Annotated in this window: 10 protein-coding genes; 8 read left to right on the top strand and 2 right to left on the bottom strand. The window is 49.0% G+C overall.

Annotated features, from left to right (window positions below):
* The first annotated feature begins 145 nt into the window (after positions 1–145).
* The 6 genes from SIB41_RS09565 to SIB41_RS09540 all read left to right on the top strand — a co-directional run bounded on the left by SIB41_RS09565 (position 146) and on the right by SIB41_RS09540 (position 8,967).
* A complete protein-coding gene (locus SIB41_RS09565) occupies positions 146–1,999 on the top strand; it encodes an ABC transporter ATP-binding protein (RefSeq protein WP_413358467.1) in 1,854 nt (617 codons plus the stop codon).
* A complete protein-coding gene (locus tag SIB41_RS09560; RefSeq protein WP_413358465.1) occupies positions 1,992–3,158 on the top strand; it encodes a glycosyltransferase in 1,167 nt (388 codons plus the stop codon). The genes SIB41_RS09565 and SIB41_RS09560 overlap by 8 nt, the downstream gene beginning before the upstream one ends.
* Positions 3,155–4,132 carry a glycosyltransferase family 2 protein gene (locus SIB41_RS09555; protein ID WP_074160307.1) on the top strand — a complete coding sequence of 326 codons (978 nt, stop codon included), beginning with the start codon at positions 3,155–3,157 and terminating at the stop codon, positions 4,130–4,132. The genes SIB41_RS09560 and SIB41_RS09555 overlap by 4 nt, the downstream gene beginning before the upstream one ends.
* Positions 4,133–4,486: 354 nt before the next feature.
* The gene (locus tag SIB41_RS09550) at positions 4,487–5,665 is read left to right on the top strand and encodes a hypothetical protein (RefSeq protein ID WP_413358463.1); all 1,179 of its coding nucleotides are present in this window, start codon (positions 4,487–4,489) and stop codon (positions 5,663–5,665) included.
* Between the two features lie 215 nt (positions 5,666–5,880).
* Positions 5,881–6,741 carry a hypothetical protein gene (locus tag SIB41_RS09545; protein ID WP_413358460.1) on the top strand — a complete coding sequence of 287 codons (861 nt, stop codon included), beginning with the start codon at positions 5,881–5,883 and terminating at the stop codon, positions 6,739–6,741.
* A gap of 3 nt (positions 6,742–6,744) precedes the next feature.
* Positions 6,745–8,967 (top strand): glycosyltransferase, encoded by a 2,223-nt coding sequence (locus SIB41_RS09540; protein ID WP_413358458.1) that lies wholly within the window; start codon positions 6,745–6,747, stop codon positions 8,965–8,967.
* A 22-nt stretch (positions 8,968–8,989) separates the two neighbouring features.
* Here the strand turns inward: SIB41_RS09540 and SIB41_RS09535 are convergent, their stop codons facing one another.
* Positions 8,990–9,898 carry a hypothetical protein gene (locus SIB41_RS09535; RefSeq protein WP_413358455.1) on the bottom strand — a complete coding sequence of 303 codons (909 nt, stop codon included), beginning with the start codon at positions 9,896–9,898 and terminating at the stop codon, positions 8,990–8,992.
* A gap of 115 nt (positions 9,899–10,013) precedes the next feature.
* On the opposite strand from SIB41_RS09535, the gene SIB41_RS09530 reads away from it, so the two are divergent.
* Both SIB41_RS09530 and SIB41_RS09525 read left to right on the top strand, forming a co-directional pair.
* A complete protein-coding gene (locus tag SIB41_RS09530) occupies positions 10,014–12,398 on the top strand; it encodes a UvrD-helicase domain-containing protein (RefSeq protein ID WP_413358452.1) in 2,385 nt (794 codons plus the stop codon).
* Positions 12,399–12,461: 63 nt separating this feature from the next.
* Positions 12,462–12,689 (top strand): hypothetical protein, encoded by a 228-nt coding sequence (locus tag SIB41_RS09525; protein WP_413358450.1) that lies wholly within the window; start codon positions 12,462–12,464, stop codon positions 12,687–12,689.
* Positions 12,690–12,933: 244 nt separating this feature from the next.
* Here the strand turns inward: SIB41_RS09525 and SIB41_RS09520 are convergent, their stop codons facing one another.
* Entirely contained in the window at positions 12,934–13,998 is a 1,065-nt protein-coding gene (locus tag SIB41_RS09520; protein WP_413358448.1) for a hypothetical protein, read from the bottom strand.
* Positions 13,999–14,221 lie beyond the last annotated feature (223 nt).

Genomic DNA, 14,221 nt, shown 5'->3' with positions numbered 1-14,221 from the left:
TTGTTGCTTCTGCCTTTCTGATGAGCTGCTGCATCGAATAAGGGACTTGGGGATGGTCAATCGGTTGGCTGGCTGGCACTGAAGGTCAATAGGGCTTGGAAGTACAGCCTTATGTTGTGTGCATCTCATCAGGTGAGGTTGATACTTGCCTGAATCTCACGTGGCTAAACATAAGAGAAGCTTTGGTCGCAGTGCAACCCTGAAACACGTCAGGGGGATTCTTAGTTATCTACCTAAGAGGCAATTAAGAGGATTCTTTTTGTTGTTATTGATGTCCATTGGTGTGGGATTGGGGGATCTTTTGTTTGTGGGTTTGATTGCTAAGTTAGTGGGTTCGTTAAGTGGCTCTAGTCTCGCAGATAATCTCCCCAATGTGAGGGTTTTCGGAGGTGATGCTCTGGATAGGGGGCTATGGATTGTGGGGATCTTGATTGTTTTGATCTGGGCCTCTACTGGATTGAAATTCCTTACCCAGTTGATAGGTGCCAGAGTTAGTGCGGAGATATGGTCGGCCTTGGGTAACAAGATCTATGGAAATCTTTTGTTGCAGCCGTTTGACTATTTTAAGGATAGTAGTTCTACCAAGTTACTCACGCGTCTGAACCGTGTATTGAGTAAAGTCTCGGATAACATTGTAATGCCAATATTAACAATTTTTGGCAATAGCTTGTCTGCTGCAATTTTAGCTTTCGGGGTTATTGTTGCTTTTGGGTGGATTGCACTTGTTGTTTTTGGCTTATTGCTTTTTGCCTATTCGATTGCTTCTTTGTTGATTACGCCAAGGATGCGCTTTCTCTCGAGGCAGAAGTATGTATATAGCCGACGAGTTAATCAAATACTATTAGAATCCTCTAGGTCTATTCGTGATATTCATTTGCATGGTTCTGAGGTTTTCTTTCTTCGTCGTTTTGAGGAAATTGGATCTCAAGGCAAGCGCTATGATCGTATATCAAAAATCCTGCCTAATTTACCTCGCTTTGCAATTGAGCCTGTAGGGGTAACTGTTTTGTTTGCACTAGGTCTTCTTCCGCTTTTGATTGGCGGTGAGAGCCAAGACTCTGTACGCGATGCATTGCCTGCTCTCGTAGGCGTGGTCTTTGCATCATTGCGACTAGCGTCTCCAATACAGGCTGTTTTTAAAGCAGTAACCATCTTGAGAGGATCACTGCCAGATCTAGAAAATGCCATTGATCTTCTTCAGCTTAAGCCTAATCGCTTGCTTGATTCATCTTCCGGCCCCGTTAGTCCTGCTGGAATTATGCCACGTTATACGATTAAATTGAATGGAGTTTCTTATAGGTATTTAAAGCATTCTAACTGGGTCTTAGAGGATGTTGAGTTGACTATTCCTGTCGGGGCCAGAGTGGCACTGGTTGGCACCACTGGAGGAGGTAAGACCACGGCGGCTCATATTATTTTGGGCCTGTTACGTGCTCAAAAAGGGAGTTTACTACTTGATGGTGTAGATATTAGGCAGGAAGAGGTTCAAGCCTGGCAGCAATGTTGTGCTTTTGTTCCCCAACATATCAGGCTTCTTGATGCAAGTGTGCGTGCAAATGTTGCCTTTGGTATTGATGATGCATGCATTGATGAAGATGTTTTCTGGGACTGTCTCGAGATGGCGCAGTTGGCTGAATTTGTCTCTGATTTGCCTTTTGGAGCTTTCACAAGGATCGGTGAAGATGGAATGCGCCTTTCCGGTGGTCAGCGCCAGAGATTGGCTTTAGCAAGAGCATTCTATAAGCGTGCCAAAGTACTGGTGCTAGATGAGGCTACAAGTGCTTTAGATAACAAGACGGAGAGTGATGTCATGGAATCACTTGAGCTGATTGGAAGGCGTTGTACGACAATTGTTATTGCTCATAGATTGTCTACAATTCGCTTTTGTGACCGAATTTATGAATTTAGTCAAGGTCGGGTGGTGGCTTCTGGCACCTACGATGAGTTGAAGGATCGTTCGCGATCTTTTGAGGAGTTGGTCAATCTTCAGGATGGCTGATGTTGTGTTGGTATCTACAGCGGATTGGGATCATCCGTTGTGGACTAATAAGCAACATGTGGCCTGTTCTCTTTTAGATGAAGGTCACAGAATCCTTTATGTAGATTCGCTTGGGTTGCGGATGTTTCAGCCCACTGGGCGTGATCTTCGACGTGTTATTAGTCGTTTGAGACGTGGTCTTAGCTTGCCCAGGCAAGTCCGCAAAGGGCTCTGGGTTTGGTCTCCTTTAGTTCTTCCAGGTGGTAATCAGGGAATTGCTTTGAAGTTGAATCGTCTCAGCCTTGCGATGGGGTTGCGTTTAGCTCTCTGGTTTATTGAATTTCGTCGACCTTGGTTATGGACATATAACCCTCTCACGGCAAGGTTTCTGAGTTTGAAGGGCTTTTCTTTATGCATCTATCACGCTGTTGATGCATTGCAGGAACAGCCTTGTATGCCTCGGGAAGTGATTGAAGCTGAAGAGCAAAGACTATGTCGCTTGGTTGATCAAGTGTTTGTGACTTCTCCACAACTGAAACGTCAGCTTGAGCCGCATTCTGCACGGATTAGATATGATCCCAATGTTGCCAATCAGGATCATTTTGCGCAGGCGATGAAGGTTGGATCGGCAGGCTTGCCTAGCGACCTTGCAGTTATAACGTTGCCCAGAATTGGTTTTATCGGGGCTGTGAGCAGTTACAAGCTGGATTTTGAATTAGTTGTAGCAGTTGCTCGTTCTAAGCCGCTTTGGCAGTTCGTGTTTATTGGGCCTACTTGTGAGGGAGAGCCCTTTACAGATATCAGCTTGCTTGAGAAGGAGCCAAATATCCATTTGCTCGGTAAGAGATCTTATGAGGATTTGCCGCGCTATTGCGCAGGATTTGCATGTGGGTGGTTGCCATTGCGGTTGACGCCTTACACGGAGGCCATGTTCCCGATGAAATTCTTTGAGTACATATCCGCTGGTTTGCCTGTAGTGGCTACAGAGATTGATGCTTTAAGAGAGTTTTCTTCTGTTGCTTGGTTGTGCGATGACACACCTGAGGCCTTCTCCAAAGCTTTGACGGGTTGCTTAGCTGGTCATGGACCTGATCAGAGTGTGCGCTTGGCGATGGCATCGCAGTACACCTACCAGGCGCGTACTAAACGAATGTTGTCGGCTTTAGAGGCCTTGCCATGATTAGAGATTTGAGTGTTATTACGGTATGCATGAATCGTCAACATCATTTGTTGACCTCTGCTCAGCAATTAGCTGCTTGGCCCCATCATCAAGAACATTTGGTCCTGGATTGGAGTAGTCGAGATCCTGTGCAAAGGAGTCAGTTGCCAGATGATTCCAGGATTCGTTTGGAACGCGTCGAGCGGGAAGAGCGATGGAATCTATGCCGTGCTTATAACTTCGCAGCACAACTCGCAAGGGGTAGTCTTTTGCTCAAGCTAGATGCAGATTGCTGGCCAGAAGATCTTGACCCTCTTGCATATTTTGCGGATGGTTATGAAAGGTGTTGGTTTGGTTCTGGCCTGGATGGCCGCCTTGGACAGTTCTTAATGGCACGTGAATCTTTTGAAGCTGTTGGAGGCTTCAACGAAGTTCTCGTTGGCTATGGATTTGATGACAAAGACCTCAAGGCCAGGTTGCAGAGCCTCAACTATTCCGTTCAGCTAATGCCAGAAGCAGCTATCGGGGTGATTCCTCACTCCATTCATGAACGAGTGAGCCGTTTGCGAGCCCCTCAGCTCAAATCCACTGCTTTGGAAAATTCGCGTAGCTTTGCTCTGCATAGGGCTACTGCAATGAGCAACCGAGTAGCTGCAGCTCACATGCCTTGGACAGCTCAGCGATCAGGCAGTCGTTACGAATATGTTGCTGCTGGTCTATGGCGGTGTGACCCCAGCACGATTCCAAAAGTTGATGGCTTAGCTGCTGCAGAACTCCAGCATTTGCGTCGGCAGGTGTTCTGGTCACGCTTCCTTGAGCTGCCAGATCTGCACGTAAAGCTTTTGCCTGTCAAGCTCCTCCCTCCCGATCATGAGGGTAAATTTGTTGTTCGCTCTTGGCATTTGTGTTATTGGCATACTTTGCGTCGGCTTTTGCGCATCCCTGTCAATCTGCTTATCTTGTTTAAGGGATGTCTACGCCGCCCTTACCCTTGATGGGCACGTTTTTTTGAAGTTCTTTTAGATGTTCTATTGGAGCAATAGTCAAGGCCTTATGCCGTTAACACGACTTGGTAGCTGATGGGCACTATAAAAGCATCAGAAATTTGATTAAAATCCTTTTCATTTTCGCTTGGAGAAAGCTTCTTGTTCTTAATTTTTTTTCTGAGTTGGAATGTTTTGAAAATCAACTTGCCATCCTTGTTGTTTACCGCCTAGCTTCGTCAAACACTTAATAAGTACCTTCAGTGTCTTGCGGATGTACTTCAGTTGCTTATGTTCGACGTTGGCTATGTCACTCAAAGATCTGATTATTCTATGTATTGGAGTACTTTCTTGAGTCTCTTGCTGATGTTCCCGAGCGAGTCCCCCTATCGGATTGATCAGGTGATGTCATCACCATGGTTGATGACGTTGTTATTTTTCAGCCAAGTGCTCTTTGCGACTTGCATCAATTGGTTGGCTGTCCGCCAGAAGATGTCTTGGTGGTGGCTTGCGGTAGGCTTTTTTTGTCTAGTGACTACGGCTTTTTTCGCGTTGTCCTCATGGGGTACAAGCGATGTCACCAAGTTGAATCATTACATCGACCAGTTTGTTGTATATCTACCTAGAGAGCCCTTTTGGTGGATATTGGCTCCCTTCATCAAGGTTCTTCCTTACAGGATGGCAGCCATTCATGGGCTTGTTGCGACGTTTTTCGCTGTTTTGGCCATCTTTCTCTCCCGTTGTTGGCGATTGCCAGGCTGGGGTGGCTGGTGGGCTTTGTTGTTGTTGACAAGCCCATTCCTAAGAGGGTTTTTGCAGAACGCTCACACCCGACAGGCTTGGGCAGTTTTACTGGCTGTGCCACTGTTTCTACGTGCCTCGGGCTTTGTTGAAATACGAATACTTCCTGTTTTATCTTCTGCTGTTTTGGCTTTATTTAGTCATCTCACGGCTTTCCCTATGCTTGTTTTGGCCTCAATGCCTGCAAGTTGGCAAGGCATAGGTTCTTTGGCCAGGTTGCCGCGTCTCGTGAAGATTGGCGTCTTTGGATTGCTCGTCGTTGTATTGACTATTTTTGCACAACCGATCTGGCTCAAATTGCTGGATTACACAAGTCAGATGAATTTTTTCAGCTCTTATTCAATTCAGCGACCTGTTTTGGTTTCAGAAGTTCTTTTGTTGGTAGCGGTTGTTCTTTCCTGCCAAAGGAGAAAAATATCATGGTCTGTTTTGAAGCATTGTCAGGCGAGTAGGACTTTGCTTCTTTACATGTTGATGTTCATCATTGTGCAATGTGGAGTGAGGTTTGAAATCTACCCACAGATCGTCTTCAGATTTGCAGATCCGATAGGGTTATTTTTGCTGCTATCTGTACTGCGTTGGTTTCAACTTTATAGCAGTAATCAGATGTTGCTGCCTTTACTTCTCTTTAGTTTGATGATCTGGGGTAAGCAATTGGTTGACCCGGTTGGTCTTAATTGTGGCTTTGATGATGACTTCCTTTGCATCCCAGACAGGTGGCCTTGGCAGATTGTGTACTATTGATTTATTTGTACTTTTTTAGACAATTTCGAGGGGGAGTCGTTTAAAGGTTTGGTTTATATGCTGGTGGCCGCAAAATTATGCTTATGTCTTTTAGAGGGCTTTAATTCCTTTAGTTGCTCCAATAAGCATTGTAAGGTTATTATGGAGTTGTGGCTGATTTGTTTGGAGCTTTAAGGCGTCATATGGGTCGTTTGTGTCGACGCCTCCTGTGGCTGTTGAGTTATAAAAAAATCAAGGCTTCTGAATGTTCTGTCGAAACTGCTATCGATGCCGATGATATACATAGTGCATTAAGGCTTCTTGAATATCAGCAGTATAAATATCAGTGGCATTTTCAGGCGGAGAGGTTTGTTTTTAGACCAGATTGCAGGCCGGCAGGACCTGATAAGGCTTTGACTTTACTTGTCGGGATTCACAAGTCTGAGTCTCTCCTTTCTCATCAGTGTTTTTATGCTGGAATTGCAGCTATTTATATTTCTATTCAACAAAAGAATTCAGTTAGTTTGGATGGCTTACACCCATGGCTTTTCAGGCAGGCAGGCCTGACTAGTTCAGAACAGATTGTTTTTAGTCCTCATTGGCGTAACCGTGAATGTCCATATAAACAAATTGTTTCGGCTCGCGCCTGCTTGCTGCAGTTATCTCTTTCTGAAGGAAGGGCTGCTGCTAAAACAATTGAGTCAATTGGCAACGCAAATTTACGGATTCTCAATGCGATGCCTTTTCGAGAGATTTCTGCTGATGTGCTATATCGCAGTACTACTAATCTTTTGAGAGGACTTTTGTGTCTAAGCTTTAATCGGTTAGGATGTCATCAGTTGTGCAATTCCTTGAAAAGATTGCGGATAGAGCTTGAGTGTGGTCGATATCGAAGACCAGTTGAAGAGGCCAAGGAGAATCATCTTGGCCTCTTGATTGAAGTCCTTGACTTGGTCGAGTTGGCTATGACGTCAGATTCACAAGTTTTGCGTGAAAAAAGGCTTTCCATAATGATTAACATAGCTTCGCCTGGCATTGCTGAGGGGGCGCTTGATTGGCTTGACTCCCTTGAGCCTAACTTTTTATCGGATAGCTAAAATATGGCAAAGATTGTATTGCATATCCATGATTTGGGCTTGGGGGGTGCAGAGCGTATTGCTTTGAAGTGGATTGCTTGGTTGCAGGATATGGGGCATGAGGTAACTCTTTTATTAGGATTCCCGCCTGATGAAGTATTTTTCCAGGCGCCGCCTGGCCTTCAAGTAGTTACCCGCCCTATTGGATCAAAAGAGTCGACTTGGAGATGGCTGCGAAGTTATTTAGCCAAGTATCCACCTGATCTAGCAATTGGTGTTTCCACCAGGCCATCGATTAACTTGCTATTGGCCAATGTAGGTAAACCCTGGCGTGTCATTGTTGCAGAGGTTAATTATCCACCGGCAAAAACATTGCCATTGTCGTGGTGGATTTTACGCAGAATTCTTTATCCAAGAGCAGCTCTGCATCAGGTCCAAACTTTAAGAATCGGTCAGTGGCTTGAAGATTCAGGCTTGACTAGCCATTGGCGGATTGTGTCTAATCCAGTGGAATGGCCTTTGCCGATCCAGGACCCTTGCATTTCTCCTGAATCTTGTCTACCGGCTAAAGCACAGGTTGTTTTGGCTGTAGGGACTAAGCCTCATCAAAAGGGATTTGATCGATTATTGCAGGCCTTTAGTTTGCTTGCCAATGATCATCCGAATTGCTGGCTTGTTATCGCGGGTGTTCATCAGAGTCATCCTTACTTGCGTCAGACTCTTTCCGCTCATGTCAACGGTCAAAGCCGGCGTCTGTTAATTAGACGTGTCGGGAATGTCGGCGATTGGTATGAAAGAGCTGATCTTTTTGTCCTTAGTTCAAGGTTTGAAGGCTGCCCCAATGTGCTTATGGAAGCAATGGCATCTGGGACAGCATGTCTTGCCATTGATTGTCCAACAGGGCCTCGAGAGTTGATACAACATGGCGTTAATGGTGAATTACTACCTGAAAACGTTGATGCGCAGAAGTTGGGAAACTCTATTGCAACCTTGATTGAGAACCCTTTAAAGCTTGAACGTTTTGGGCGAGAAGCTCGAAGGATCCGTGAGTTGTATTCACCATCTGTAGTTCGCAAGCAGTTTGAGGATGTTGTTCAGCAGGCTTTGGACCCTCTTGTGATGCTATTCGCACCCACCAGATGTTCTCCTTCGGAGACATTTATCCGGAGCAATCTTGCTGCAATGCCTTTGCGGCAAATTGCTTTTTTTGGAGATGAATACGCTGGAACTTCAAATAGTCCTGGGCAAATGGCCTATGGCGTTGCAATTTTGCTTAGCAAGGTCTGCACACGTCTTGGTCTTCAGCGATTGGCAACTTTGCCATCATCATTCATCGCTTATTGGCTGATCCGTTGTCATAGGCCAGACGTGATTCTTGTTGAATTTGGTTTCCATGCAGTGCGGGTCATGGATGCTGTTCGCTGGAGTGGCGTGCCTCTTGTTGTGCATTTCCGGGGTTCTGATGCATCCGCAGACAGGCGTTTGAGATTGTTGCAGGAGCGCTATAGGCGTCTGATGCGTATCGCATCAGCATTCATCGTTAAGAGTCGGCCCATGAAAGTCGTTTTGGAGGAGCTTGGGGCAGATGCTGAACGGATCACAATCAGCCCTTCTGGGGCAAACCCCACTTTGTTTTACGGAGCTTCGCCTGCAAATGCACCACCCCGAGTGTTGTTTGTCGGTCGATTAGTTGAGAAGAAGGCTCCCTTAGATGCGCTTGAGGCTTTTGCAATGGTTCAGCAGCGTTCTGAGTTGCCACTGCATTTGGACTTCATTGGTGAGGGTCCCCTGCGACCGGCTTTGGAGGTGCGCATCCGAGAACTGGGCCTCGAGGGTCAGGTGGAATTGCTGGGATTTCAGTCACCTGCCCAGGTAGCCGCATCGATGCGGCAGGTGCGCTGCCTGCTGCTGCCCTCCCGGGTCGCGGCGGATGGTGATTCCGAGGGATGCCCCGTGGCCGTGCTCGAGGCGCAGATGGCCGGGTTGCCTGTGGTGTCGACCCGTCATGCGGGGATCCCGGAGGTGGTGCTTGAGGAGCGCACCGCTTTCCTTGCAGAAGAAGGGGATCTGGAGGCGTTGGCGTATGGGTTGCTGAGGCTGCTGGAGCATCCAGCTCTGGCGGCGCAGATGGGGCGTGCCGCGCAGCGGCATGCCCGCGAGCGGTTCACGGTGGGGAATCACATCTCCACCGTGGCATCTGTGCTGGGCCACGCTGCAGCCCAGTGTCACCGTAGCCGTCATTCCTGATCAGCAGTCTTGTGACTGGATCTCATCTGAGCCTCTTGCTGTTGATGAAGTTGTAGATCTCGCCACTGCTGCCGATTTCGCTCAGCACTTTGCTGATAGTGCTCAGTCCCGCCTGACGGGCCAGCTTCGCTGCACGGTGAGCAAGGCGAAGGTTCAGTTCATGTCTGCGATGAAGATGTTGCTGGGGATCCCAGAGTTTGAGATTGGACTGTTTGGTGATTTCGATGGAGAGGTTGATCAGGCGCCTGTCATGAGTAGTGATGTCGCGGGATGAGACCCCGTGAATCGCTAAGTGGGTGGGCACGAAGAAAACAGCTGTGTTGGAGGCGTAGGGAATCGAGCGAATCTTGGTTAAATAGCGGGAGGGGATTCGTCTCTTTGCCGACATGTAGCGGGTTCGGTTGGGGTTTCGGAGCGCATAGATATCGAGGGCTCCGCCTTCTCCTTGATCGCGATCGTCTCTCAGGTAAATGAGCCCTGCCAAAAGTTCCTTGGGGTTGTCGCAATGGGGGCCTAACTGCGTTGTGCCCTTCATGGTGCAGGGAGAGGTTGCCCGCCCATCTCCTCGAGATTCGGTGTGGTCGATCAGCTCCTGAAGGTGAGGCTGCAGATGGGGGGGGAGATGGGGATGAATGAACTGGATTAGGTCTTGCTTCTGTGCTGTCCAGGCGGATGCGACCGTGTTGAGTTCCGTCAGGTCGGCTGGAAGTGATGTGAATTCCCAGGGATAGGCCGTGTTCTGTGTGTAAGGAGTGTTGGGTTTGGTAAAATGATGGATTGCCTGGCTTGTGGGGAAGCGGCTGGCGAGCGGTTTGAGTAGCGCTTCGGGAAGGAAGTTACGGCAGATCCAGTGTGGAAATGTCTCGGGATGAAATTCAGCTTGCTTGAGTTGTTCCGAGAATGAAAAATGGGAACTGCAGGTATCGCTCATTGTTTGTCTTTTCTGGCCTGGATTCTAAGAGGCTTGATTTCAATCCATTTTTTACAAGGACCCCAAGCGGCAGAAGCGCCGACTTGGCGCTGTTGAGGCTCTGTAGCCTCTGCTCATGAGCTTTCTGGCCGGCCTCAACGACGCCCAGCGCAGGGCGGTGGATCACCACGAAGGGCCGCTGTTGGTCGTAGCGGGTGCCGGCAGCGGCAAGACCCGGGCCCTCACCCATCGCATCGCCCACCTAATCGGTGAGCATGGCGCCGATCCGGTTCAGATTCTGGCGGTGACCTTCACCAACAAGGCCGCCCGAGAGATGAAGGAGCGGCTGGAGTTGTTGCTGGCCCAGCGCCTGGCTCAGAGCCAGTACGGCCAGCCCTGGAGCACGCTGCCGCCGGTGGAGCAGCGTCAACTGCGTTCGCGCATCTACCGGGAGGTGACTAAGGAGCTGTGGATCGGCACCTTCCATGCGCTGTTTTCGCGCATGCTGCGTTTTGATATCGATAAGTTCAAAGATCCGGAGGGCCTCACCTGGACCAAGCAATTCTCAATTTATGACGAGGCTGATGCCCAGAGCCTGGTGAAGGAGATCGTCACTCAGGATCTTCAGCTAGACCCAAAGCGTTTTGAGCCGAAGAAGGTGCGTTGGGCGATCAGCAACGCCAAGAACCAGGGATGGCTGCCTGATGAGCTGGAGGCCAATGCAGAAGGCCAGCGGGGCAAGCTTACCGCTGAGACCTATCGCCGTTACCGAAAGGCTCTTGCGGCGAACAATGCACTCGATTTCGACGATCTTCTGTTGTTACCAGTGCAGTTGCTACAACAGAACGAGCAGGTTCGCGGCTATTGGCATCGCCGCTTCCGTCACGTGTTGGTGGATGAGTATCAGGACACCAACCGTACCCAGTACGAGCTGATCAAGCTTCTGGTGCTTGATGGTCGAGATCCTCAGAGTTACGACGATTGGCAGGGGCGTTCAATATTTGTGGTCGGAGATGCCGATCAGAGTATCTACAGCTTCCGGGCTGCGGATTTCACCATCTTGATGGGATTTCAGGACGATTTTGGTGATCAGGCTCCGGAGGACTCCACACGGACGATGGTCAAGTTGGAGGAGAATTATCGCTCCACTGCAACGATCCTTGAGGCTGCCAATGCGCTGATTGCGAACAACACCGAACGGATCGAAAAGGTATTGCGACCGACGCGTAGCGAAGGAGAGCTGATCACACTCACTCGTTGTGATGATGAGATTGCCGAAGCCGAAGCAGTGGTGCATCGGCTGAGGATGTTGGAGTCTGCAAACCCAGAACTCAGTTGGGGGGATATGGCGGTGCTTTACCGCACCAATGCCCAATCACGCGCCATTGAAGAATCATTGGTTCGTTGGGGAATTCCATATTTGGTGGTGGGTGGCCTTCGCTTTTATGACAGACGTGAGATCAAAGATGTGTTGGCGTATCTGAGGCTTCTTGTTAACCCAGCAGACGGTGTAAGTCTTTTGCGTGTTATCAATGTGCCTAAGCGGGGAATTGGTAAAACCACTATTCAGCGCTTAACCGATGCGGCTAATCAGCTTGGGATCCCGCTTTGGGATGTGGTCAGTGATCCGGAAGCCGTGCGTTCTTTGGGTGGTCGTTCAGCCAAGGGTCTTTTGCAGTTTTGTGAGCTAGTTAATGATTTGCAGCGGCAGATTCAGGAGTCTTCACCTGCGGAATTGATTCAGCAGGTGATGGAGAAGAGTGGCTACGTGAGTGAGCTGATTGCAGATGGAACTGATGAGGCGGAGGAGCGGCGTCGCAATTTGCAGGAATTAGTCAATGCAGGTCTTCAGTATCAGGAGGAGAACGAGGAAGGTGATTTAGAGGGCTTTCTGGCTAGTGCTGCTCTGTCAAGCGATGCCGACAGCAAAGACACTGCGACCGACCGGGTCACCTTGATGACCCTGCATAGCAGTAAGGGGCTTGAGTTTCCCGTCGTTTCTCTAGTGGGCCTGGAGCAGGGACTGTTCCCGAGCTATCGCTCGCTAGATGATCCGGCTTCGCTGGAGGAGGAGCGTCGTCTTTGTTATGTAGGGATTACTCGGGCTAAAGAGCGGCTGTTCATTTTTCACGCCTGTGAGCGACGGCTCTGGGGAGGCATGCGTGAGGCTGCCGTGCCATCAGTTTTTCTTTCGGAACTGCCTGAAGCACTAGTGCATGGTGACGTCCCTCAGAGCGGAGGGGCCGCCATGCGTCGTGAACGTCATCTGGAAAGACTGACGCGTGTGGATCGTCAGCGGCCTAGTGCACCGCCGGCAAATGCTGTTCGACGTCGACAGACTAATTCCGCTTCTAGTCGCCGCTGGGCCGTTGGTGATCGGGTTACGCACTCCAGCTTCGGTGTTGGTGAAATTACACATACCTTCGGCAGTGGTCAAAAGGTTTCAATTGCGGTGAAGTTTGTAGGGATGGGGCCAAAGATTCTTGACCCCCGTCTTGCGCCGATAGAACCATTGGAGTGAGGTGATAAGAGAATTGGGCTACTTATCCCTGAAAATGATTGCCTTGAAAAGGCAGCGCTGCTGTTGATTCGCACTTTGGGTCATAGCCCGAGTCAAGGTGCTCGATCTTGTCAACAGACCAATCCTCAGAGGATTGGTCTTGTAGAGGCAGTTCGCCTTTTGCGTAACCCTGCTTCGAGAGAGGATGGAAAAGGCCTTGCATTTCTTTTGGATGGAGGTTGCTTTGAACTGCTGTGTGCCCTTTGGCAAGCTGGTCGCGGTTGGAACAGTTTTTCCCTTGGTTGGCTTTGAAGGACCACTCTTTTCAGTAAGTACCAGTCACGGAGCTGCTGAGCTGTGGTCAAGTACCATGATCCGATATCTATGGCTCAGATTTGTGGGGGATTTTGTACTTCTGTTCAGTAAATACTGCTCTGGCTGTTTGCCTGGTTGACCAACGCTGCCTTCGCGTTGTTTTTTGGCTTGATGTCTGCTGACTGACTTCAACCTCTGTCTTATTGCAAGCAATAGTATTCTTATGAGTGGAAGTACTGAATTAACGGCCTAGTATTTTAGCGATCTCAGCAGGGGAAGGCTGAATACTCAATCCCCAGTAAGGATCTAGTAGTTGATGTATTGCTAAGGCTTGCTGATCAAACGGTAATTTCAGTGCAGAGATTAATTCTTCGCTCAAGCGTTGTCTTTCCTGCCATTCGATCTGCTCCTCTTGTGCTTTGGTAGCTGCCAACAGACTTAGATCCTGCTTAGCTGTGACATTGATCCAGTGCAGATTTTTTTTTAAAGCTGTGGCGTAACCCAAATGTGTGCCGAAAGCATTGCTTGCTAATCCATCACTAAGTTCCAGAAGTGTGCGCAGTGAGTCTAGAAACCAGGGGTTTGAGCGGTGGCCATTGCAGGCGGTGATCCAACCATCTGGAATAGGTAGGCTCAGAGGATCTTTCCAGTGCCGTAGCCAAACCACTTTTAAGTAACCATATTGATCAGCAATGGAGCTGACTGCATCGATACAGGCCTTTAGATCCATGGATCGTTCCACTTGATCCCAGCTGTGGGCTAGCACCACCAGTAGGGTTTTGCCCCAGTGTTCGCGATATAGCTGCAGCTGCTTAGCAGTGAGCAAAGGTTTTGCGAAGCGAATCCATGGTCCAATCGGGTGAGCAGGGACAGCCTGTTCTTCCTGTAACCATCGAGCACGTAATGGACCCATGCAAAGGTAGCCTTGCTTTGCCCAGGCTTTTGGCGCTTCAAAACGTGAGCTTTTTGCAACTTTGAGGCCGTGTTCCAAGAGCACTTCAAGCGGGGCTCCAACTAGTGGCAAACCGCAATAGCGTTTCAACTGAATATCGTGGCCGTAGTGGTGCGATGAAGGTTCTCTTTCGCGTCGATTGGGGGTGAAAAAAGCTTTTTGCGCGTCAGGCTTTTGGAATTGGTCTTGGTGCCAAAGGTCATGGCAGAGATTGGGTTGTATCGGATTGCCTTGGTAGGCCTGATGGACCAATCCCTGCCAAGCCTTCAAGGCCTCCCATTCCGAACGAGCCAAGCGTGTCCTGAACAGGATGCGTCCCCAAGCGATGGTCTGCCAGCGCAGGGTGTCTTTCATAGAATGTTTTGAAAAAGCAGAACAGCTACCACGGTGTTGATGGCAGGGATCTGCTTATACATGGCTTCAAAGCGATTTATTTGAACCATGCTTGGTTCACTGAAGTTTTGATCAGGGTAGAGATGCATTGCCATAAAAAGCTCGTTTGTGCTGAAAGCTATGGCGACGCGAGAAAAAGTGGATACGAATTGCCTCGGCTTGCCGATGGTTTCATCGAGTGGTA

The sequence above is a fragment of the Prochlorococcus sp. MIT 1201 genome (assembly GCF_047303415.1).
GTDB lineage: Bacteria > Cyanobacteriota > Cyanobacteriia > PCC-6307 > Cyanobiaceae > Prochlorococcus > Prochlorococcus marinus_D.
Note: the sequence above shows the minus strand (reverse complement) of the source record. Positions and strands in the feature narration are given on the sequence as shown.